Annotated in this window: 15 protein-coding genes; 10 read left to right on the forward strand and 5 right to left on the reverse strand. The window is 75.4% G+C overall.

The features are described 5' to 3' along the window. The first annotated feature begins 60 nt into the window (after positions 1–60). Complete coding sequence (pcrA, locus tag ACZ4W5_RS17875) at positions 61–2,718, forward strand: DNA helicase PcrA (protein ID WP_465655372.1); 2,658 nt, start codon at positions 61–63, stop codon at positions 2,716–2,718. A 40-nt stretch (positions 2,719–2,758) separates the two neighbouring features. Here pcrA and ACZ4W5_RS17880 read toward each other — a convergent pair whose 3' ends face one another. Next, positions 2,759–3,547 (reverse strand): M23 family metallopeptidase, encoded by a 789-nt coding sequence (locus ACZ4W5_RS17880; protein WP_465655374.1) that lies wholly within the window; start codon positions 3,545–3,547, stop codon positions 2,759–2,761. Between the two features lie 338 nt (positions 3,548–3,885). Between ACZ4W5_RS17880 and ACZ4W5_RS17885 the strand changes: the two genes are divergently transcribed. After that, positions 3,886–4,293, forward strand: coding sequence for a cobalamin B12-binding domain-containing protein (locus tag ACZ4W5_RS17885; protein ID WP_360238137.1), 408 nt, complete (start codon positions 3,886–3,888; stop codon positions 4,291–4,293). A 189-nt stretch (positions 4,294–4,482) separates the two neighbouring features. On the opposite strand, the gene ACZ4W5_RS17890 is transcribed toward ACZ4W5_RS17885, so the two are convergent. Then, entirely contained in the window at positions 4,483–6,120 is a 1,638-nt protein-coding gene (locus ACZ4W5_RS17890) for a DUF5691 domain-containing protein (RefSeq protein WP_465655376.1), read from the reverse strand. 68 nt (positions 6,121–6,188) lie between these two features. Further along, positions 6,189–7,502 (reverse strand): SWIM zinc finger family protein, encoded by a 1,314-nt coding sequence (locus ACZ4W5_RS17895; protein WP_465655377.1) that lies wholly within the window; start codon positions 7,500–7,502, stop codon positions 6,189–6,191. A 201-nt stretch (positions 7,503–7,703) separates the two neighbouring features. On the opposite strand from ACZ4W5_RS17895, the gene ACZ4W5_RS17900 reads away from it, so the two are divergent. From ACZ4W5_RS17900 to sucD, 5 genes are all read left to right on the forward strand, one after another. After that, a complete protein-coding gene (locus ACZ4W5_RS17900) occupies positions 7,704–8,786 on the forward strand; it encodes an ATP-binding protein (protein ID WP_402489278.1) in 1,083 nt (360 codons plus the stop codon). Continuing rightward, complete coding sequence (locus ACZ4W5_RS17905; protein ID WP_465655390.1) at positions 8,744–11,155, forward strand: DUF5682 family protein; 2,412 nt, start codon at positions 8,744–8,746, stop codon at positions 11,153–11,155. The genes ACZ4W5_RS17900 and ACZ4W5_RS17905 overlap by 43 nt, the downstream gene beginning before the upstream one ends. Positions 11,156–11,201: 46 nt before the next feature. Continuing rightward, complete coding sequence (locus tag ACZ4W5_RS17910) at positions 11,202–12,368, forward strand: VWA domain-containing protein (RefSeq protein WP_465655379.1); 1,167 nt, start codon at positions 11,202–11,204, stop codon at positions 12,366–12,368. 353 nt (positions 12,369–12,721) lie between these two features. Further along, positions 12,722–13,894, forward strand: a complete 1,173-nt coding sequence (gene sucC / locus ACZ4W5_RS17915) for an ADP-forming succinate--CoA ligase subunit beta (protein WP_360238125.1) — start codon at positions 12,722–12,724, stop codon at positions 13,892–13,894. 17 nt (positions 13,895–13,911) lie between these two features. Further along, positions 13,912–14,802: a succinate--CoA ligase subunit alpha gene (sucD, locus tag ACZ4W5_RS17920; protein WP_360238123.1), complete on the forward strand. Its 891-nt coding sequence runs from the start codon at positions 13,912–13,914 to the stop codon at positions 14,800–14,802. 122 nt (positions 14,803–14,924) lie between these two features. Here sucD and ACZ4W5_RS17925 read toward each other — a convergent pair whose 3' ends face one another. Beyond that, a complete protein-coding gene (locus tag ACZ4W5_RS17925) occupies positions 14,925–16,754 on the reverse strand; it encodes a LuxR C-terminal-related transcriptional regulator (protein WP_465655381.1) in 1,830 nt (609 codons plus the stop codon). 132 nt (positions 16,755–16,886) lie between these two features. Here ACZ4W5_RS17925 and ACZ4W5_RS17930 point away from each other — a divergent pair, with 132 nt between their 5' ends. After that, positions 16,887–18,359, forward strand: coding sequence for a cell division protein PerM (locus ACZ4W5_RS17930; protein WP_465655383.1), 1,473 nt, complete (start codon positions 16,887–16,889; stop codon positions 18,357–18,359). Between the two features lie 47 nt (positions 18,360–18,406). Here the strand turns inward: ACZ4W5_RS17930 and ACZ4W5_RS17935 are convergent, their stop codons facing one another. After that, positions 18,407–19,096, reverse strand: a complete 690-nt coding sequence (locus tag ACZ4W5_RS17935; protein ID WP_465655385.1) for a hypothetical protein — start codon at positions 19,094–19,096, stop codon at positions 18,407–18,409. 378 nt (positions 19,097–19,474) lie between these two features. Between ACZ4W5_RS17935 and purN the strand changes: the two genes are divergently transcribed. Together purN and purH are read left to right on the forward strand one after the other, a co-directional pair. After that, positions 19,475–20,134 carry a phosphoribosylglycinamide formyltransferase gene (gene purN / locus ACZ4W5_RS17940; RefSeq protein WP_360238115.1) on the forward strand — a complete coding sequence of 220 codons (660 nt, stop codon included), beginning with the start codon at positions 19,475–19,477 and terminating at the stop codon, positions 20,132–20,134. Further along, entirely contained in the window at positions 20,131–21,708 is a 1,578-nt protein-coding gene (gene purH / locus ACZ4W5_RS17945; protein WP_360238113.1) for a bifunctional phosphoribosylaminoimidazolecarboxamide formyltransferase/IMP cyclohydrolase, read from the forward strand. Before purN ends, purH begins: the two co-directional genes overlap by 4 nt. Positions 21,709–21,808 lie beyond the last annotated feature (100 nt).

The raw sequence follows: 21,808 nt of genomic DNA on the forward strand, positions 1-21,808 counted from the left end.
CCGGCCGGATTCCCTCGGCCGGGCGGGCTTGTCGGTGGGTGGCCATAGACTCGGAGTGCCATGAGTAGCCTCTTTGACGACCTCCCGCTCCCCGGTTTCGAGGCACCCGCCGCCGGGTCGAAGCAGCCCGCCGTGCCCGTCGCCGCCGACGAGGAGCCCCCGCCGTACGAGGACCAAGTCCCGTACGACGCGTACGAGGAGGCGATCCCGGACGGGCTCTTCCACACCGACCACGCCGCCGAGGCCGAGCGGGACGCCTGGTACCGCAACGGCGCCGCGCGGACGGTGGTCGACCCGGCGCAGCTGCTGGAGGGGATGAACGACCCCCAGCGCGAGGCCGTGCTGCACGCCGGCTCGCCGCTGCTGATCGTGGCCGGCGCCGGTTCCGGCAAGACCCGGGTGCTGACCCACCGGATCGCCCACCTGCTGGGCGCCCGCGGGGTGCAGCCGGGCGAGATCCTGGCGATCACCTTCACCAACAAGGCCGCGGGCGAGATGCGCGAGCGCGTCGAGGCGCTGGTCGGCCCGCGCGCCCGGGCGATGTGGGTGTCCACCTTCCACAGCGCCTGCGTGCGGATCCTGCGCCGCGAGTCCAAGGTGCTGGGCTTCACCTCCAGCTTCTCGATCTACGACTCGGCCGACTCCCAGCGGCTGATGTCGCTGGTCTGCCGCGACCTCGACCTGGACCCGAAGCAGTTCCCGCCGAAGTCCTTCACGGCGAAGGTCAGCAACCTCAAGAACGAGCTGATCGACGAGGAGACCTTCGCCGACCAGGCCGCCAACCCGATGGAGAAGAAGCTCGCCGAGGCGTACGCGCTCTACCAGCGGCGGCTGCGCGAGGCCAACGCGCTCGACTTCGACGACATCATCATGACGACGGTGAACCTGCTGCAGGCCTTCCCGGACGTCGCCGAGCACTACCGCCGCCGGTTCCGGCACATCCTGGTCGACGAGTACCAGGACACCAACCACGCCCAGTACATGCTGGTCCGCGAGCTGAGCGGGGGCTCCGTCGCGGCCGCGCCCAAGCGCACCGTGGACGGCGAGTTCGTGAACCCGGCCGCCGCGCACCTCGCCGAGGTGCCGCCCGCCGAGCTGTGCGTGGTCGGTGACGCGGACCAGTCGATCTACGCCTTCCGCGGCGCGACCATCCGCAACATCCTCCAGTTCGAGGAGGACTACCCGAACGCGACCACGATCCTGCTGGAGCAGAACTACCGCTCCACCCAGACCATCCTGAGCGCCGCCAACGCCGTCATCGAGCGCAACGCCAACCGGCGCGAGAAGAAGCTCTGGACGGCCGGGGACCACGGCGAGAAGGTGGTCGGCTACGTCGCGGACGACGAGCACGGCGAGGCCCAGTTCATCGCCGACGAGATCGACCGGCTCACCGACAAGGGCGAGGCCAAGCCCGGCGACGTCGCGATCTTCTACCGCACCAACGCCCAGTCCCGGGTGTTCGAGGAGGTGTTCATCCGGGTCGGCCTGCCGTACAAGGTGGTCGGCGGGGTGCGCTTCTACGAGCGCAAGGAGGTCCGGGACGTCCTGGCCTACCTGCGGGTGCTCTCCAACCCGGAGGACACCGTGCCGCTGCGCCGGATCCTCAACGTGCCCAAGCGCGGCATCGGCGAGCGGGCCGAGGCGATGATCGACGCGCTGGCCGCCCGGGAGCGGATCTCCTTCGCCCAGGCGCTGGTGCGGGTCGACGAGGCGTACGGGATGGCCGCGCGCTCGGCCAACGCCGTCAAGAAGTTCAACGTCCTGATGGCCGGGCTGCGCCAGGTCGTCGAGTCGGGCGCGGGCCCGGCGGCGGTGCTGGAGGCCGTCCTGGAGGAGACCGGCTACCTGGCCGAGCTCCAGGCCTCCACCGACCCGCAGGACGAGACCCGGGTGGAGAACCTCCAGGAACTCGCGTCGGTGGCGCTGGAGTACGAGCAGGACCCGGGCGAGCGGCCGGACGCCGGGGAGGACGGCGCGCCGCCGGTCGGCTCGCTGGCCGACTTCCTGGAGCGGGTCGCGCTGGTGGCCGACTCGGATCAGCTCCCGGATGCGAAGCAGTACGGGACAGAAGAAGGAAGTCCGGACGAGGACGAGGAGGGGCAGGGCGTCATCACGATGATGACCCTGCACACCGCCAAGGGCCTGGAGTTCCCGGTCGTCTTCCTGACCGGCATGGAGGACGGGATCTTCCCGCACATGCGGGCGCTCAACCAGGTCAAGGAGCTGGAGGAGGAGCGCCGGCTCGCGTACGTCGGCCTCACCCGGGCCCGCGAGCGGCTCTACCTGACCCGCTCGGTGCTGCGCAGCGCCTGGGGGCAGCCGGCCTACAACCCGGCCTCGCGGTTCCTGGAGGAGATCCCGGAGGCGCTGGTCGAGTGGAAGCGGACGGGGGCGGCGCAGGCGCCGGTCCAGCGCGGCTTCTCCTCGGGCTCGTCCTGGGGCAAGTCCTCGTCCGGGGGCGGGAGTTCGCGGTCCTCGTCGTCCGGTTCGGCCGCGCCGAAGGCGGGTTGGGGGCAGTCGGTGCGGCGCGGCGGCAAGGTCGTGGAGCGCGAGGTCGCCTCGCTCGCGGTCGGCGACCGGGTCAGCCACGACACCTTCGGGCTGGGCACCGTGGTGGGCGTGGCGGGCGCCGGCGACAACGCGCAGGCCGAGGTGGACTTCGGCTCGGGCGGTCGCAAGCGGCTGGTGCTGCGCTACGCGCCGGTCGAGAAGCTGTAGGGCGTCCCCGGCGCCCGGCGTCCCGGGTGCGGCCTGGGCGCTACCTCGGGTCCAGGCCGTTCGAGAGGAACCAGGGCAGCGGGTCGATCGGCCCGCTGTCCTTCGGCCTGATCTCGAAGTGCAGGTGCGGCCCGGTGCTGTTGCCGCTGCTGCCGACGAAGGCGATCACGTCGCCCTGCTTCACCGGCCCCTTGCGGACCTTGTAGCTGCGCAGGTGGCAGTACCAGGCCTCGGTGCCGTCCGGCATCTTCAACATCGACATGTAGCCGTAGAACGGGTTCCACTGCGTCCGGACCGTCCCGTCGGTGACGGCGTACACCTCGGAGCCGCCGTCCACCGGGAAGTCGATGCCGGTGTGCCGCCTGGCCCAGTGCTCGCCGGAGGCGCCGAACAGCTCGCCCAGGCCGTGCCGGGCGACCGGCATGACCACCTTGGGCTTGACCGGTTCGGGGGTCGGCTGGGCGGTCGGGGTGGCGGTGGGCGTGCCGTCGCCGGGCTGGGCGCCGGTCAGCGGCTGGCGGGCGTCGCCGCGCGAGGTCTGGGTCTGGTCGGTGTGGACGAGCGCCTGCGGTGCGGCCTGCGGTGTGGCCGGGCCGGTGCTGGCGTCGGCCGCCGAGGCCTGTGCCGGCACCCGGTCGGCCCGCTCCTGGACCACCGCCGCGCCCGCCGCCCCGGCGACCCCGAGCGCGGCCACCGAGGGCACCGCGACCCGGAACAGCGCGGCCCGGGTGGCCGCCCTGGCGGCGCCGCGGCGCTGTACGCGGGACTGCTCGCGGGCGGCGAGGCGCAGCTCCGCACGGGTGGGGCGGGCGGCTGCTTCGGGAGCCATCGGGGGCTGCCTCCTCGGTGGGCCTCGGTCACGTCGTCGGGCGAGGTAAACAGGCGTGACTGTAGTCCCACGTCGACACCCCGGAAAAACCGCCGGTTGTCAAGGGGGCGCACGGGGGTCCGCGCGGTGTCCGGGGGGACCGTCGACGGGCGTACCCGCTGGTAGCAAGGCCCGGCGCTGTGACTTTGCCCTCCTCTTGGGAGGTGGCTCGGCCAACCGGGGCGGGTGACGCTAATCTCCCCTCAGGTTGGTTGGTTATCGAGCGTTAACCGCGTCAACCGCACCGAGGGCCCACGAAGCCCGGTCGGATGATGGACGACGAGGTCCAGGAGGCAGTGATGAGTGTGTCGGGGCCGATCCGTGTGGTGGTCGCCAAGCCGGGGCTCGACGGTCACGACCGTGGCGCCAAGGTCATCGCGCGCGCCCTGCGCGACGCCGGTATGGAGGTCATCTACACCGGGCTGCACCAGACCCCCGAGCAGGTGGTCGACACCGCGATCCAGGAGGACGCGGACGGCATCGGGCTGTCGATCCTCTCCGGCGCCCACATGACCCTGTGCGCCAAGGTGCTGCAGCTGTTGAAGGAGCGCGACGCCGAGGACATCAAGGTCTTCTGCGGCGGGATCATCCCGGACGAGGACATCGCCGAGCTCAAGGCGATGGGCGTCGCCGACATCTTCACCCCGGGCACGCCCACCCGGGACGTGGTCGCCTGGGTCGAGGCCAACCTGCGGACCGCCGGCTGAGCTTCGCCGGTTGGGCCTTGTTTGCTGGGCTCCGCCGGCTGGGCCTTGTCGGCTGGGCTCCGCCGAGCGGGCCGGTCCGTTCTGGACCGGCCCGCTCGGGCGTTCCCGGGGCGTGCTCCGGTACGGCCGCGCTGCCCGCCCGGCCGTACCCGCCCACCCGCCGTACCGGCTGCCCGGCCCGACGGTGCGTCAACCGGCGTGAACCGTCAGCTCGTCGAGCATCGCCGCCCGGAAGCGCAGGGTCCCGGCCAGCCGGGCGAAGGTCTCCGACCAGGCGGAGTCGGGCGAGGCCCCGGCGGCCAGCTCCTCCACCGCGGCGGCCGTCCCGGGGGCGAGCGCGCGCTCCGTCATCCCGAGCACCCCGCTGTGGCTCCACGGGTACGCGCCGGAGGCGGCGGCCCGGGCCAGCGCCGTCACCACGGCGGTGGACAGCGGCGGCGTCCACGGGGTGGCGCACGCCCCGAGCAGCTGGAAGGCCTCGGCCAGGCCGTGCACCTCGATGAAGGCGGCCGTCCAGGCGGCCCGCTCCTCGGGCGGGAGCACGGCCAGCAGCTTCGCCGGGGCGCCGGTGACCCGCGCGCCCCGGGCCCGCCCGGCGCCCCGGGCCGGCGGGGCGGGGGCCGGGCCGAGCAGGGCCCGGGCCCAGTCGGCGTCGTGCTGGCGCACGGCGGCGCGCGCCCAGGCCTCCCGCAGGTCGTCGGCCCAGCTGCTGCTGGTCTCGTCCACGCTGTCGCCGACCCGCAGCCCGAGCAGCTGCTCGGGCGTCAGGCCGGTGTCGGCCGACCAGACCGACAGCGGAGCGGCGGCCACCACCTCGCCGAACCACCAGGCCCGTTCGCCGCGTCCGGTGGGCGACTTGGGGGCGATGCCGTCGCGCTGCATCCGCTCGTCGCACTCGGCGGGCGGGGTGACCAGCAGGTGGGTGCCGGTGTCGGCGAGCCGGACGGCGGCCCGGGCCCGCTCGGCCATCCGCCGGGCGAGCGCCGAGTCGGGCAGGGTGGAGAGCAGTTCGGCGGCGGTGGCGCGGACGTTCTTGCTGCGGTCGCCCAGGGCGGCCTCCAGGAAGGGCTCGTCGGCGGGGGAGAGGCCGTCCTGGAGGGCGTCCAGGAAGAGCAGCCGGTCCTCGGCGCGCTCGGTGGGCCAGGTGCTGCGCAGCAGCTCCAGCCCGGCGGCCGGGTCGCGGCGGCGCAGCATGGTCAGATGGGTGACCCGCTCGGCGAACAGGCCTTCGTGCCACAGCCGGTGGTCGTCCGGGCCGGCCGGGGTGTCCGGGTCGTCCGGGTCGTTCGGCCCCCGGGTCGGGCCGGCGGCGGTGGTGCGCAGCACGAACCGCCAGTCCGGGTTCTGCGCGGCCAGCCAGCGGCCCAGCGGACCGGCCAGCGCCACGGCGTCGGAGCGCAGTTCGCTGCGCGCCCGGGCGGCGTCGAGCAGCCCGGGTATCAGCGCGGCGGGCGGCCGCAGGCCCTCGGCCCGGGCGGTGGCGAGCCACTGCGGCAGCAGCTCGGCGAGGTTGGCCAGGGTGCCGCCGCCGGTGCCGCCGGTACGCCCGCCGAGCAGGACGGCCAGCCGGCGGGCGGCGGCCTCGGGCAGTTCGGGTCGGGGGTCCTCGGGAGCGGGCGGCCCGGGCGGCTCGGTGGCCGGTACCGGCAGGGCGCCGGCCCGGCGGCGGACGGTGGCCAGCGCGGCCAGCTCCAGCAGGGCGGTCGCCGGGTCGGAGGGGTCCACGGCGTCGGCGAGCGGCAGGGCGGTGGGCGGGAGCGGGCGCCGGTCGGTGCCGAGCAGGGCGCTGGTCCGCAGCGGCTCCCACGGGTCCTGGGTGAGGGTCATCGTCGGTTCTCCTGAGACGTCGGGTTCTCCATCGGCCCTGGGCCTGGCCTGATCCACAGGACACGCCCCTAGGCGGAGGTGAGGCCGACCGGGCGGTGCTCGGCGCTCCAGGCGGTGACCGGGGCGAAACCCTGGTGGCCGTACTCGCCGAAGACCGTCAGCGGGCGGCCGGTGGAGACCGCGGCCAGCCGCCACAGGGCGGCCTCGGGCACGGCCGAGGGGCGGACCGGGACGGTGTGGTGGCCGTCCGTCAGGTGCCAGCCGTCCGGGGCGCGGACCGGGACGACCCCGGCGAGCACGGTCGGCCAGCTGTCCAGCCACGGGTCGTCGGCCACCGCCGTGCCGTACCCGGCGACCGCCTCGGCGACGGTGAGCCCGGCGGGCGCCTCGGCCGGGCCGGGCCCGGGGGCGCCGTAGCGGGTGCCGAGCACGGCGCGCAGCGGGCGGGCGCCGGGGTGGTAGGCGAGTTCGGCCTCCAGCAGGTGGCCGGTGGGCAGGGCGAGGTCGGGGGCCTGGCCGGGGCGGCCGAAGGCGAGCAGCAGGGCGGGGCGGCCGGTCTTGGCGCCGCGCAGCCAGACCCGGCGGGTGGTGAGCCGCTCGTCGGTCGCCCCTTCCATCGGCGCGGTGCGGCTGCCGAGCACCAGCCAGCGGTCCCGTACGGTCGGGCCGGCGAGCACCTCGGCGGTGTCCAGGGTGTAGCCGACCCGGGCGCGGACGGTGGCGGCCAGGTCGGTCGGCAGCTCGTCGAGCCGGGTGGCGGCGGTGGCCAGCAGGTGCAGCATCGCGTACTCCTCCAGCAGCCGGTCCTCCGGCAGGGTGTCCAACTCCCGTACCCGGGTGGCGAGTCCGGAGGCCTGGGCGTCGACCATCCGGGCCGCGACCTCCTCCCAGGGGCCGGCCGTGGAGTGGTCGGCCAGGCCGTGCCGGATCCGGTCGGCCAGCCGCAGCCGCAGTTCGGCCGCGCCGGCCGCGACCCGGGCGCCGCGCCGCTCGGCCCGGCGGCGGGCGGCCTCCTGGTCGGCCGGGGCGCTCGCGCGCTTCTCGGCCCGTTCCTGCCGGGCCCCGAGCCATTCGGCGGCCCAGTCGGCGGGCTCGCCGACCGGGACGGCCTCGGGGGTGCCGCTCCACAACAGGAGGAGTCCGAGCGCGTGCTTGCACGGGAACTTCCGGCTGGGGCAGCTGCACCGGTAGGCGGGCGTGGCGAGTTCGATCACGGTGCGGTACGGCGTACGGCCGCTGCCCCGGCACTCGCCCCAGAGGACGGCGCCGTCGGTGCCCGTGCCGGACCAGGGCGCGGGCGCGGACAGCCGGCCCGCCGCCTTCCGCGACGCGGCGTCAGGGGCCAGCGACAGGACGTGTTCGGTGCTCCAGCGTTCCTCCATGCGACCGACGGTAGGCGGGGGCACTGACAGCGGCTGACTGTCCGTCCGGTCCCCGTCCGGCGGTTGTCCGGCGCCCGTCCGGCGGTTGTCAGTGCCGCGTTGCAAGGTGGTTCCCACAGGCCGGGACGCCGACCTGGCTCCCCCCGTTCACCCCACCACCGGGGCACCCGCGTACCCGGCGGCCGACCTCAAGGAGCCCCCATGACCGACGTTCTGCGGCAGCACGCCGAGGACGCGTTCGCCGGTGAACTGGCCGCGCTGGCCGCGCAGGACGACCGTCCGCGCCCCGAGCGCTGGAAGCTCTCGCCGTGGGCCGTGGCGACGTACCTGCTCGGCGGCGAGCTGCCGGACGGCACCCGGATCACCCCCAAGTACATCGGCCCGCGCCGGATCGTCGAGGTCGCCGTCACCACCCTGGCGACGGACCGCGCGCTGCTGCTGCTCGGCGTGCCCGGCACCGCGAAGACCTGGGTGTCCGAGCACCTGGCCGCCGCGATCAGCGGCGACTCCACGCTGCTGGTGCAGGGCACCGCGGGCACCCCCGAGGAGGCCGTCCGGTACGGCTGGAACTACGCCCGGCTGCTCGCCCACGGCCCCAGCCGGGACGCCCTGGTGCCCTCGCCGCTGATGCGGGCGATGGCGGACGGCAAGCTCGCCCGGATCGAGGAGCTCACCCGCATCCCGGCCGACGTGCAGGACAGCCTGATCACCGTCCTGTCCGAGAAGACCCTGCCGGTACCGGAGTTGGGCGGCGAGACGCAGGCCGTGCGCGGCTTCAACGTGATCGCCACCGCCAACGACCGGGACCGCGGCGTCAACGAGCTGTCCAGCGCGCTGCGCCGCCGCTTCAACACCGTGGTGCTGCCCCTGCCCGGCTCGCTGGACGAGGAGGTCGACATCGTCACCCGCCGGGTCAACCAGCTCGGCCGCTCCCTCGACCTGCCCGAACTGCCCGGCGGCGCCGAGGAGATCAGGCGCGTGGTGACGGTCTTCCGGGAGCTGAGGGCCGGGCTCACCGTGGACGGCCGGACGAAGGTCAAGAGCCCGAGCGGAACCCTCTCCACTGCCGAGGCGATCTCGGTGCTGACCAACGGCCTCGCTCTGGCCACCCACTTCGGCGACGGCGTGCTGCGTGCCGGGGACGTGACGGCCGGCATCCTCGGCGCGGTCGTCCGCGACCCGGTGGCGGACCGGGCGGTGTGGCGCGAGTACGTCGAAGGGGTGGTGCGCGAGCGCGACGGCTGGAAGGACTTCTACCGTGCGGCCCGCGAGGTGACGGCGTGACCTCGGAGGTCGCCCTGCTGGGTATCCGGCACCACGGCCCCGGCTCGGCCCGGGCGGTGGCGGCCGCGCTGGCGCAGTGGCGGCCGGACGCGGTGCTGATCGAGGGCCCGGCGGAGGCCGACGCCGTCGTCCACCTGGCGGCCGGGAAGGACCTGGTGCCGCCGGTCGCCCTGCTCGCCCACGCGGTGGACGACCCGTCCCGGGCCGCGTTCTGGCCGTACGCCGAGTTCTCCCCGGAGTGGGTGGCGGTCCGGTACGCGGTGGACCACGACCTGCCGGTCCACTTCATCGACCTGCCCGCCGGGTACGCCTTCGCGCCGGCCGCGGGGGAGCAGGCCTGGGACCGGGCCGACGACCAAGCCGGGGAGGCCGCCGAGGAGCGGCCCGCGGACCCGCTGGCGCTGCTCGCCGAGGCCGCCGGCCACGACGACCCGGAGCGCTGGTGGGAGGACGTGGTCGAGCACCGCGCCCCCGGCACGGACGCGCTGGCACCGTTCGCCGCCGTCGCCGAGGCGATGGCCGCGCTGCGCGCCGAGGGCCTCGGCGAGTCCCGCCGGGACGAACTGCGCGAGGCCCACATGCGCCAGCGGATCCGGGCCGCCCGGCGGGCCGGGCACCGCCGGATCGCCGTGGTCTGCGGCGCCTTCCACGTGCCCGCGCTGGCGGCCATGCCCACCGTGGCGCACGACCGGGCGCTGCTCGCCGGGCTGCCGAAGAAGGTGCGGGCCGACATCACCTGGATCCCGTGGACGCACCGCAGGCTCTCCCAGGCCGCCGGCTACGGCGCGGGCGTCCAGTCGCCCGGCTGGTACCACCACCTATTCAGCACCGAGGGGGACCCGGTGCCGCGCTGGCTCACCCGGGCCGCCGAGCTGCTGCGCGCCGAGGACCACCCGGTCTCCTCCGCCCACGTGATCGAGGCGGTCCGGCTCGCCGAGACCCTCGCGGTGCTGCGCGGCCGCCCGCTCGCCGGGCTGACCGAGACCCTGGACGCCGTCCGCGCGGTGCTCTGCGAGGGTTCGGACGTCGCCCTGGAACTCGTCCGGGACCGCCTGGTGGTCGGTGACGCGCTCGGCGAGGTGCCGGACGTCGCGCCGGCGGTGCCGCTGCAGCGCGACCTGGCCCGGCTGCAGCGCTCGCTGCGGCTCAGGCCGGAGGCCGCGCCCCGGGACCTCGACCTGGACCTGCGCAAGGACACCGACGCGGCCCGCTCCCGGCTGCTGCACCGGCTGCGGCTGCTGGGCGTCGAGTGGGGTGTGCCGGCGCGGTCCTCGGTCAACTCCACCGGCACCTTCCGGGAGAGCTGGCGGCTGTGCTGGCAGCCGGAGTTCGCGGTCCGGATCGCCGAGTCCGCCCAGTGGGGCACCACGGTGGAGGAGGCCGCCGTCGGCAAGGCGGTCGGCACCGCCCGGGCCGCCGTCGAACTCGCCGAGCTGACCGGCCTGGTGGAGACCTGCCTGCTGGCCGGGCTGTCCGGTGCGCTGCCCGCGGTGATGCGGGTGCTGGCGGACTGCGCGGCCCTGGACACCGACGTCGCGCACCTGGCGGGCGCGCTGCCCGCGCTGGTCCGGGCGCTGCGCTACGGCGACGTGCGCGGCACCGACCACGGGGCGCTGGCCGGGGCCGCGGCCGGGCTGGCCGAGCGGGTCTGCGTCGGGCTGCCACCCGCCTGTGTCGGTCTGGACGCGGACGGCGCGGCGGCGATGCGGGCCCGGATCGACGAGGTGCACGGCGCGATCGCCCTGCTCGGACCGGACGCGGCCGCGCAGCAGGTTGGTGAGGCCGGTGAGGCCGGGGACACCGGTGAAGCCGGTGAGGCCGCGGGCACCGAGGGCCTGCCCGACCGCTGGGCCGCCGCCCTGCGCTCGCTGGCTCGCCGCGAGCCCGTCGGCCCCCCGGCCACCGGCGTCCCCGGCCTACTGCGCGGCCGCGCCGTCCGGCTGCTGCTGGACGACGGCCGGCTGGACTCCGAGGAGGTCGGCCGACGGCTCCGGCTGGTGCTGTCGACGGCCAACGCCCCGGCCGACGCGGCCGGTTGGGTCGAGGGCTTCCTCACCGGCGGCGGCGCCCTGCTGCTGCACGACCCCCGGCTGCTCGCCCTGCTGGACGAGCGGCTCGGCGGGGTCGGCGCCGAGGTGTTCACCGATGTCCTGCCACTGCTGCGGCGCACCTTCGCCGGGCTGGAGGCGGGCGTGCGCACCACCATCGGCGGCCGGGTCGCGGCCGGTCCGCTGGACGCCGCCCCGGCGGCGCCCGAGTCGGCCCGGGCGCTCGACCCGGACCGCGCCGACGCGGCCCTCCCGGTGCTCGCCGTACTGCTCGGCGTCCGCCCGCGGATCCCCCGCCAGCCCACCGGCCGCAACACCTGACCCCGGCCGCCACCCCCGACCCGCCCGCCGTACCGAGGAGGACCCGATGGCAGCGACCCCGACCGACGAACGGCTGCGCCGCTGGCGCCTGGTGCTCGGCGGCGAGGCCGACGGCACCGGCTGCACCCTGCGCGGCCGGGACGCCGCGATGGACGGCGCCCTCGCCGCGCTCTACCGGGGCGCGCCGCAGGAGGGCGGCAGGGCGCCCCGGGGCGGCCGCCGCAGCGCCGGGCTGGGCGGTTCGGCCCCGCAGGTGGCCCGCTGGCTGGGCGACATCCGGGAGTACTTCCCGTCCACCGTCGTCCAGCTGATGCAACAGGACGCGATCACCCGGCTCGGCCTGGACCGGCTGCTGCTGGAGCCGGAGATGCTGGCGGCCGTCGAGCCGGACGTGCACCTGGTCGGCACCCTGCTGTCGCTCAAGCACGCGCTGCCCGAGACCACCCGGGAGTCGGCCCGGGCCGTGGTCGGCAAGGTGGTCGCCGAGCTGGAGCGCCGACTGGCCGACCGGACCAGGGCCACCGTGGGCGGCGCCCTGGACCGCAGCGCCCGGGTGAGCCGGCCGCGCCACCGGGACATCGACTGGGACCGGACGATCCGGGCCAACCTCGGGAACTACCTGCCCGAGTACGGCACCGTGGTGCCCGCGCGGCTGGTCGGGTACGCCCGTGCCCGGCGGGCGGTGCGGAAGGACGTCATCCTCTGCGTCGACCAGTCCGGCTCGATGGCGCCGTCCGTCGTCCACGCCGCGGTGTTCGGCGCGGTGCTCGCCTCGATGCGCAGCCTGGACACCCGGCTGGTCGTCTTCGACACCTCGGTGGTCGACCTCACCGAGCAGCTGACCGACCCGGTGGACGTCCTGTTCGCCACCCGGCTCGGCGGCGGCACCGACATCAACCGGGCGCTCGCCTACTGCCAGTCGAGGATCACCCGGCCGTCGGAGACCGTCGTGGTGCTGGTCAGCGACCTGTACGAGGGCGGCATCCGGGACGGCATGCTGCGGCGGGTCGCCGCGATGAAGGCGGCGGGCGTCCAGTTCGTCGCGCTGCTCGCGCTCTCCGACGAGGGCGCCCCCGCGTACGACCACGCCCACGCCGCCGCCCTGGCCGCGCTCGGCGCCCCGGCCTTCGCCTGCACCCCGGACGCCTTCCCCGAGATCATGGCGGCGGCGATCGAGAAGCGACCGATCGTGAGCCCCGGCCGTGAGCCCTGACCGAGAGCTGACACCGGAAGCCAGGACCGGGAGCCAGGACCGGGGCCGCGACGACTTCACTCGAACGTGTGAATCGCTCGATCGGTGGACCGCAGGTGCCGCCGACGGCCGTGGGCCGATCTGTGACGGTTCTCACCCATGACGGACAGGCCCCGGGCGGAACAGTCCCGTCCCACGGGGATAACCTGCCAGACGGACGTGACGCGCGTGTTGATTGACGTGTGCGCCCGTGGCTGTGTGGGCCGCAAGGCCGTACCTCTGCGTACCCGCACCGCTTCGACGACCCGCAGCGAAGATCCTGCCGTGGCACGCTCGTAGAGACACAATCCGCGACCACGAACAAGGACAAACACGTGGACCTGTTCGAGTACCAGGCGAGGGACCTCTTCGCCAAGCACGGTGTGCCCGTGCTTGACGGCGATGTCATCGAGACCGCCGCAGACGCTGCCGCCATCGCGGAGCGCTTCGGCGGCCGCGCCGTCGTCAAGGCTCAGGTGAAGGTGGGTGGCCGAGGCAAGGCCGGTGGCGTGAAGCTCGCCGCCGACCCGGCGGACGCCGTCGCCAAGGCCGAGCAGATCCTCGGCATGGACATCAAGGGCCACACCGTTCACAAGGTGATGCTGGCCCAGACCGCGGACATCAAGGACGAGTACTACGTCTCGTTCCTGCTGGACCGCACCAACCGCACCTTCCTGGCCATGGCCAGCGTCGAGGGCGGCGTGGAGATCGAGGTCGTCGCCGAGCAGAACCCCGACGCGCTCGCCAAGATCCCGGTCGACGCCAACGAGGGCTGCACCCCGGAGAAGGCCGCCGAGATCGTCGCCGCGGCGAAGTTCCCGGCCGAGGTCGCCGACCAGGTCGCCGAGGTCCTGCAGAAGCTGTGGACCGTCTTCATCAAGGAGGACGCCCTCCTCGTCGAGGTCAACCCGCTGATCAAGTCCGGTGAGGGCAAGATCATCGCGCTCGACGGCAAGGTCTCCCTGGACGAGAACGCCGAGTTCCGTCAGCCCGAGCACGAGGCGCTCGAGGACAAGGCCGCGGCCAACCCGCTCGAGGCGGCCGCCAAGGCCAAGGGCCTGAACTACGTCAAGCTCGACGGCCAGGTCGGCATCATCGGCAACGGCGCGGGCCTCGTCATGAGCACCCTCGACGTGGTCGCCTACGCCGGTGAGAAGCACGGCGGCGTCAAGCCCGCCAACTTCCTGGACATCGGTGGCGGCGCCTCCGCCGAGGTCATGGCGAACGGCCTGGAGATCATCCTGGGCGACCCCGACGTCAAGTCGGTCTTCGTCAACGTCTTCGGCGGCATCACCGCCTGTGACGCGGTCGCCAACGGCATCGTGCAGGCCCTCGCGCTCCTGGAGAGCAAGGGCGAGAACGTCACCAAGCCGCTGGTCGTCCGCCTGGACGGCAACAACGCGGAGCTGGGTCGCAAGATCCTCGACGACGCCAACCACCCGCTGGTCCAGCGCGTGGACACCATGGACGGCGCCGCTGACCGCGCCGCCGAGCTGGCCAACAAGTAAGGAAGGGACTCAACACCATGGCTATCTTCCTTACCAAGGACAGCAAGGTCATCGTCCAGGGCATGACCGGCGCCGAGGGCATGAAGCACACCCGCCGCATGCTCGCCTCCGGCACCCAGATCGTCGGCGGTGTCAACCCGCGCAAGGCCGGCACCACGGTCGACGTCGACGGCACCGAGATCCCGGTCTTCGGCTCCGTCGCCGAGGCCATGAAGGAGACCGGCGCCGACGTCTCCGTGCTCTTCGTGCCGCCGGCCTTCACCAAGGCCGCCGTCATCGAGGCCATCGACGCCGAGATCGGCCTGGCCGTCGTCATCACCGAGGGCGTTCCGGTGCACGACACCGCCGCCTTCTGGGCGTACGCCGGTTCGAAGGGCAACAAGACCCGGATCATCGGCCCGAACTGCCCCGGCCTGATCAGCCCCGGACAGTCGAACGCCGGCATCATCCCGGCCGACATCACCACCTCCGGCAAGATCGGCCTGGTCTCGAAGTCGGGCACCCTGACCTACCAGCTCATGTACGAGCTGCGCGACATCGGCTTCTCCTCGGCCGTGGGCATCGGCGGTGACCCGGTCATCGGGACCACCCACATCGACGCCCTCAAGGCCTTCCAGGAGGACCCGGAGACCGAGATCATCGTCATGATCGGTGAGATCGGTGGCGACGCCGAGGAGCGTGCCGCGGCCTACATCGCCGAGCACGTCACCAAGCCGGTCGTCGGCTACGTCGCGGGCTTCACCGCCCCCGAGGGCAAGACCATGGGCCACGCCGGCGCCATCGTCTCGGGCTCCTCGGGCACCGCCCAGGCGAAGAAGGAGGCCCTCGAGGCCGCCGGTGTCAAGGTCGGCAAGACGCCGTCCGAGACCGCCCGCCTGGCCCGCGAGATCATCGCCGCCAAGGGCTGACCCCGGTCACCCGTGCGTTGAGCGCCCCCGCCCTCTCGTAGGGCGGGGGCGCTCGCCGTTCCGGCTCCGGCGCGCAGGTTCGCCCGCGCGCCGGAGCCTCAGTGCGCCGGGGTGCCCGCGCGTCAGTGCGCCGGGCCGGTGGCGCAGGGCAGCGGCGACCAGCTCGGGCAGACCGCCGGGTCCTGCTGCGGCGGCGGGGCCACGCCGTGGGCCGCGGCCGGCAGCTCCCAGCGCGCGACCGCCTGGGCCTGCGGCTCCGCCACCACCGCCGCCAGCCCCGGCGTCGGACTGCACCACAGGCTGGTGATGCCGTTCGGTGCGCCGCCCGGCAGCAGCGGCACGCCCGGCGCCTCCACCTCCGCGGTCGGGGCCGGCACGCAGAGCGCGGGGACGGGCTGCTCCGGCCGGTGGAACAGCGCCGCCGGACGCAGCCCGGAGAGCGTCGCCACCGTCGCCCCGCCCACGGCCATCGTCAGCAGCACCGCCGCGCCCGTCCGGGCGGCCGTGCCCAGCCGGTGCTGGGCCCGCAGCACCGGTACCGGCGCCCGGTGCGGCTCCGGGCAGCCCCGTACCGCCGCCCGGTGCAGCAGCCTGCTCAGCCCGTCCGCGAACCCCGGCGCCGCCGGGTCCGGCCCCACCAGCTCCGGCACCCACTGCGCCAGCGCCGCCCGCGCCGCCCACACCCGCCCCTCGGCGGCTGCCTGGGTCGACTCCACCTCCAGCGCGACCGCCGCCGCCGGCAGCCCCAGCCCGTCGTGCAGCACCAGGGCCCGCCGCTGCGGCCGGGACAGCCGCCGCAGGGCCTTCAACAGCGCCTTGTCCCGGTCGGTCAGCCGGTCGTGGTCCGGCAGCACCGACTGGGCCTCGTCGGCCGGGCGGACCCTGATCCGACGGTGCGGCAGCGTCCACGCGTGCACCCGCCGGGGGCCGCCGCGCCGCCACGGCGACAGCGCCAGCTCGCAGGCCCGCACCCGCACCCAGCCCTCCGGATCGCCCGATCCGACCACCCCGCCCCAGTCCTGCCGGGCCTCCCCGAACGCCCGCCGCACGCAGTGCACCGCGCGGTGGCGGCAGGCGGTCAGCAGGAACACCTGCTGCACCAGCCGGGTGTGCGCGGCCTCGTACAGCTCCTCGAAGCTCTCCGTCAGGTCCCGTCCGTGGCCCGCCTCGGTGAGCGCCGCGCTGATCCGTTCACGGGAGTCGGCGGCGTCGCGCCCGCCGGGGGCGGAAGCGGAAACGGAAGCGGGACCGGAAGCGGGAGCGGGAGCGGGCCGAGCGGCCGCGGGCGCCGGAGGAGCGGCCGGTTCGGGGGCACCGGCCGGGGCGGCGGCCGCGGCGGTGGTGCCCGGCTTCCGTCCGGCTCCCTGCGGGCCGCGCGTGCCGTCCGCGGGACGACGGCGCCGGGCCTCGGGCTTGCCCGGGGCGGGGCCGGACCGGGCGGACGGGCCCGGGTGCCGGCCCTGCTGCTGGGGCTGCTGCTGGCCGGTCTGCTGGCCGGGGCCGGAGGCCGCCGGGGTGCCGGGCTCGCCGTGCGCCGTCGACCGGCCGGGGCCGGTGCCGGGGCCGGTGCCGACCCCGGTGGAGCGGTGGTGGCGGTCGCTGTCGGTGCCGGGTTTCCCGCCGGTCGGGGTGGTCTTGGTCATGCCGCTGCGTTCTCCCGGGGCAGTGGGGGCCACTCGCGTGCGGTCGGTGCCGGTGGGGGCGGCCGGGGGGCGCCGACCCGGGCCGGTCGGAGGTGCGGTCCTGAGCAGGGCGATCGCGGCGGCTTCGGTGGGACAGCCGAGCTTGCGCATGGCCCGGTGCAGATAACTACGGGCGGTCGCGGTGGTGACGCCGAGTGCGGCGGCGGTGTGATCGAGGCCGTGTCCGGCGGCCAGGTGGGTGAGGGCCTGGACCTCACGGGGGGTCAGCTTCCGCAGTGGATCGGTGGCGCGGGTGGGTGGCGTGGTCATCAGACGCTCCGGGCCGGGGCGACGGCGGCTTGGGGGCAGGGTCTGAAAAGGCGCATAAGACAATAATCTGGGACACGGCGGCGGTTTGCCGGTTCACGGAGCATGGCGAGTCGCCTTGGCACCATGAGGCGCATGACGCAGCTGATGGGCCGTCCGCTCCTGGAAGTGCCCGGCGAATTGGGCGGACGCCCGGCGCTGGCCGACCTGTTGGCGGGGGTGCGGACGGCGCTGGTCGGTCTCGCGGTGGTCGGGGTGCCGGTCCTCGGGCTCTGGGTGGCGACGCCGTACGCGGACTCCGACGCGGCCGGTGCCACCCGGTTGGCGGGTGCGCTCTGGCTGCTCGGGCACGGCGCGCCGGTCCTGCGCGGCGGCGCGGACGCCCCGCTGACGGTCACTCCGCTGCTGCTCGGGGCCCTGGCCGTGGTGCGGCTGTACCGGGCGGGGGCCGGGGTGGCGGCGCGGCGGGGGCTGCGCTCGCGCTGGGGCGGCCCGCTGGCCCTCTGGGCGGGGTACTGCGCGGTGGCGGTCGTGGTGGCGCTGCACAGCGCGGGCGCCGGACTGCTCCGCAGCCGGGTGCTGCCGGACCTCCTGGTGGTGGGCCTGGTGGCCGGACTGGCGACGGCGGCGGGCGTACGGTCCGGCGAGGCCGCCGGGACGCCGTGGGCCGGTGGCGCGGGGCGGATCGACGCCGAGGCGCTGTTCGACCGGCTCCCGCCGGGCTGGCGGCCGACCGGGGGCGCGCCCGTGGTGTGCCGGGCGGCGGGTGCGGCCGCGGCGGGGCTGCTCGCGGCGGGCGGGCTGCTGGTGGCGGTGGCGGCGGTGCTGGACGCGGTGGCCGGGGGCGGGCGCGGGATGGCGCTGCTCGGCGGCGGGCCCGCCGCGCTGGTCGGGCTGCTGCTGGTCACCGTGGCGCTGCTGCCGAACGCCGTGCTGTGGGGCGCCGCGTACGCGCTGGGCCCGGGCTTCGAGGTCGGCGCCGGGTCGCTGGTGTCGCCGGGCGGGGCGGAACTCGGCCCGGTGCCGGAGTTCCCGCTGTTCGCCCTGCTGCCCCAGGAGGGCCCGGGCGGCTGGCGGTTGGCCGCGCTGCTGCTCCCGCTGCTGGCGGGGCTGGTGCCGGCGCTCCTGCTGGGCCGGGCGGCGGCGGGCCGGCGCTCCCCGTCGGGCGGGGACGGGCCGTGGCCGCCCGCGGCGACGGCGACGGCGGCCCTGGCGGCCGCGTTGCTGCTCGGCGCCGGGGCGACGCTGCTGGGCTGGCTGTCCGGCGGGGCGCTGGCGGCCGAGCGGATGGCCCGGCTGGGACCGGTGCCGTGGTGGACGGGCCTGGCGGCGGCGGGCTGGCTCGCCCTGGTGGCGGTGCCGGGCGCCCTGCTGGTGCGGCACCGGATGCTCGGCCCCGCGCAGGTCGAGGACCCGGCCGAAGCGCTGGACGACGACCCGGCCGAGGATCCGGCCGGGGACCGGGCCCGGGAGCGGGCCTGGGCCCCGGCGTCCGTTGTGGGCGCCTACGCCCGGCTCGCGACCCGGACGCGCCGGAGCGCACTGCGGCTGCGCGCCGGTACCCACGCCCTCGTGCGGCGGCTGTCCGCCCGGCGCCCCGCCGACTGACCCCGGTCGGGCGGGCCGCTAGGCGTTCCCGTTACCGGGCGTTCCCGCTACTCGGCGTTCCCGCTGAAGTCCACGTACCACTGCGGTGCGTACCGGTCGCAGTTCTCGGCGCCGACGTTGGTGAGGGAGTCCCGCACGCAGGTCACGTAGTCCCGGTAGTGGATGCTGAGCCCGATCACCGAGGTGGCGACCACGACGGTCATCGCGCCGGTGAGGATCCCGGCGAGCGCGGCCGGGGTGAGCGGGTTCGGCGCCGGGGCACCGACGGGGCCGGTCTGGCCGTACGCCCCGGTCGGAGCCGCCGCGGGAGCCGGGGTGGACCCGGCCCGCCCGGCCCGCCCGGCCCGGAGCGCGCCGATGCCCCAGACGATGCCGAGCACGCCGACCAGCAGCGCGATCCAGTGGAAGCCGGTGAACAGGCAGACCAGGGCGAACGGTCCGGCCAGCGCGGCGTTGCGCGCCTTGCGGTGGGCCGGGTTCGTCAGGTCGAGCCGGGGCGGCTGCGGACCCTGGGGGCGACGGCCGGGCCCGCCCTCGCCGGGACCCGGCCCCCACTGCTGCGGGTGCGGCGGGCGGTCGCCGCCGGGACCTCCGCCAGGGCCTCCGCCAGGCCGGCCGCCGTCGCCTTCCGGCCCCTGGCCGGGCCAGGGGCTGCGCGGCCGCCACGGCTGGTCCGGGGCGTCCGCGGGCGGCGGCGCGAAGGGGTTGCGCTCGTCGGTGTCGTCGCCGCTGCTCATGGGTTCAGCCGTTCCTTCTCGGTCGGGGCTCGTGCGGAGGGTCGCGCGCGGGGGCGGTCTCCTCCGCCCCAATGATCCCGCAAGCGTTCGAGGGCCCGTCGGGGGCCTGCCCGTACCGGGGCCGGTCGGCCGCAACTCCGGTACGGAGGGCCCGAGGAGATCCCCGTCTCAACTACGCGCGTAGCGCCGGAGGGAGGGTGCAGGGGCCCTCCGACCAGCCGTTATCGTGGTGACGGTCAGCAGCTCCCACGGGTTCCCCGGGTCCCGCGTCGCGGCGGGTTCTCCTGGTGTCCCCCCTCGCTCGACCTGCCGTTCGTAGTGGCCCCACCGCCGGTGGACGTACCAGCGGGCGGCGCCCGACCTACGGAGAATCGCGCAGTGGCCGCCGCCCCCGCCCAGCTCTTCCCGCCCCGTACGCCCGGACCGGCCCGCCTGGTGGTGCTGGTCTCCGGCTCCGGCACCAACCTCCAGGCCCTGATCGACGCCGCCGCCGACCCGGCGTACGGCGCCGTGATCGTGGCCGTGGGCGCGGACCGGGACGGGATCGCGGGCCTGGAGCGCGCCGAGCGGGCGGGCCTGCCGACCTTCGTCCACCGGGTGAAGGACTTCGCGGACCGGGGCGACTGGGACCGCGCGCTGACCGCCTCCGTCGCCGCCCACCAGCCCGACCTGGTGGTCACGGCCGGCTTCATGAAGATCCTCGGCCCCGAGTTCATCGCGGCCTTCGCGGGGCGGATCGTCAACACCCACCCCGCACTGCTGCCGTCCTTCCCCGGTGCCCACGGCGTCACCGACGCGCTCGCGTACGGGGTGAGGGTCACCGGCTGCACCGTCCACCTGGTCGACGCCGGAGTGGACACCGGGCCGATCATCGCGCAGGGCGTCGTCGAGGTGCTCGACGCCGACCACGCCGATGGCGGCGACGCGCTGCACGAGCGCATCAAGACTGTCGAGCGCAAGCTGCTCGTCGACGTCGTGGGCCGGCTGGCCCGCGAAGGTCACCGCATCGAGGACCGAAAGGTATGGATCCCGGCATGAGCGCCAGCTCCACCACCCCCCCTGTCTCCGAGAACATCCGTCCGATCCGTCGTGCGCTGATCAGCGTGTACGACAAGACCGGTCTGGAGGAGCTGGCCCAGGGCCTGCACGCCGCCGGGGTCGCCATCGTCTCCACCGGCTCCACCGCCGGCCGGATCGCCGCCGCCGGCGTCCCGGTGACCGAGGTCTCCGAGCTGACCGGCTTCCCGGAGTGCCTGGACGGGCGCGTGAAGACGCTGCACCCCCGCGTGCACGCCGGCGTGCTCGCCGACCTGCGCCTGGAGTCGCACCGCGCGCAGCTGGCCGAGCTCGGTGTCGAGCCCTTCGACCTGGTCGTGGTGAACCTCTACCCGTTCAAGGCCACCGTCGCCTCGGGCGCCACCCCGGACGAGTGCGTCGAGCAGATCGACATCGGCGGCCCGAGCATGGTGCGCGCCGCCGCCAAGAACCACCCGTCGGTGGCCGTCGTGGTCGACCCGGCCCGCTACGCCGACGTGCTGACCGCCGTCCGCGAGGGCGGCTTCGACCTGGCCACCCGCAAGCGCCTGGCCGGTGCCGCGTTCGCCCACACCGCCGCCTACGACGTGGCCGTCGCCTCCTGGTTCGAGGCCGGCTACGCCCCCAGCGACGCGCGGTTCCCCGAGTTCCTGGGCGCCACCTGGGAGCGGCAGAACGTGCTGCGCTACGGCGAGAACCCGCACCAGGGCGCCGCGCTGTACAGCGACGGCACCGGCGGCCTGGCCGGCGCCCAGCAGCTGCACGGCAAGGAGATGTCGTACAACAACTACGTCGACACCGACGCCGCCCGCCGCGCCGCGTACGACCACGCCGAGCCGGCCGTCGCGATCATCAAGCACGCCAACCCGTGCGGCATCGCGACCGGTGCCGACGTCGTCGAGGCGCACCGCAAGGCGCACGAGTGCGACCCGGTCTCCGCGTACGGCGGCGTGATCGCGGTCAACCGCCCGGTCACCGTCGAGCTGGCCGAGCAGATCGCCCCGATCTTCACCGAGGTCGTGGTGGCCCCCGGCTACGAGGACGGCGCGGTCGAGGTGCTGGCCCGGAAGAAGAACCTGCGGGTGCTGGTCGCTCCCGAGGCCCCGGCCAACCGCCAGGAGGTCCGCCCGATCTCCGGCGGCGTGCTGCTCCAGGACGCCGACCGGGTGCAGGCCGAGGGCGACGACCCGGCGAACTGGACGCTGGCCACCGGCGAGGCGCTGTCCGCGGCCGAGCTGGCCGAGCTGGCCTTCGCCTGGCGGGCCTGCCGGGCCGTCAAGTCCAACGCGATCCTGCTGGCCAAGGACGGCGCCTCGGTCGGCGTCGGCATGGGCCAGGTCAACCGGGTCGACTCCTGCAAGCTCGCGGTCGAGCGGGCCGGCGAGCGGGCCAAGGGCTCGTACGCCGCCTCGGACGCCTTCTTCCCGTTCCCGGACGGCCCGGAGATCCTGATCGCCGCCGGCGTGAAGGCGATCGTCCAGCCGGGCGGTTCGATCCGTGACGAGCAGGTCATCGAGGCGGCCGAGAAGGCCGGCGTGACGATGTACTTCACCGGCGCCCGCCACTTCTTCCACTGAGTGGCACGAAGCGGGGGGGGGGGGGGGGGGGGGGGGGGGGGGGGGGGGGGGGGGGGGGGGGGGGGGGGGGGGGGGGGGGGGGGGGGGGGGGGGGGGGGGG

The organism is Kitasatospora sp. NPDC029367 (genome assembly GCF_055569135.1).

Bases quoted from the DNA above. Each gene is read 5' to 3' on its own strand.
- pcrA (WP_465655372.1), top strand. From the start codon at position 61: ATGAGTAGCCTCTTTGACGACCTCCCGCTCCCCGGTTTCGAGGCACCC.
- ACZ4W5_RS17880 (WP_465655374.1), bottom strand. From the start codon at position 3,547: ATGGCTCCCGAAGCAGCCGCCCGCCCCACCCGTGCGGAGCTGCGCCTC.
- ACZ4W5_RS17885 (WP_360238137.1), top strand. From the start codon at position 3,886: ATGAGTGTGTCGGGGCCGATCCGTGTGGTGGTCGCCAAGCCGGGGCTC.
- ACZ4W5_RS17890 (WP_465655376.1), bottom strand. From the start codon at position 6,120: ATGACCCTCACCCAGGACCCGTGGGAGCCGCTGCGGACCAGCGCCCTG.
- ACZ4W5_RS17895 (WP_465655377.1), bottom strand. From the start codon at position 7,502: ATGGAGGAACGCTGGAGCACCGAACACGTCCTGTCGCTGGCCCCTGAC.
- ACZ4W5_RS17900 (WP_402489278.1), top strand. From the start codon at position 7,704: ATGACCGACGTTCTGCGGCAGCACGCCGAGGACGCGTTCGCCGGTGAA.
- ACZ4W5_RS17910 (WP_465655379.1), top strand. From the start codon at position 11,202: ATGGCAGCGACCCCGACCGACGAACGGCTGCGCCGCTGGCGCCTGGTG.
- sucD (WP_360238123.1), top strand. From the start codon at position 13,912: ATGGCTATCTTCCTTACCAAGGACAGCAAGGTCATCGTCCAGGGCATG.
- ACZ4W5_RS17925 (WP_465655381.1), bottom strand. From the start codon at position 16,754: ATGACCACGCCACCCACCCGCGCCACCGATCCACTGCGGAAGCTGACC.
- ACZ4W5_RS17930 (WP_465655383.1), top strand. From the start codon at position 16,887: ATGACGCAGCTGATGGGCCGTCCGCTCCTGGAAGTGCCCGGCGAATTG.
- ACZ4W5_RS17935 (WP_465655385.1), bottom strand. From the start codon at position 19,096: ATGAGCAGCGGCGACGACACCGACGAGCGCAACCCCTTCGCGCCGCCG.
- purH (WP_360238113.1), top strand. From the start codon at position 20,131: ATGAGCGCCAGCTCCACCACCCCCCCTGTCTCCGAGAACATCCGTCCG.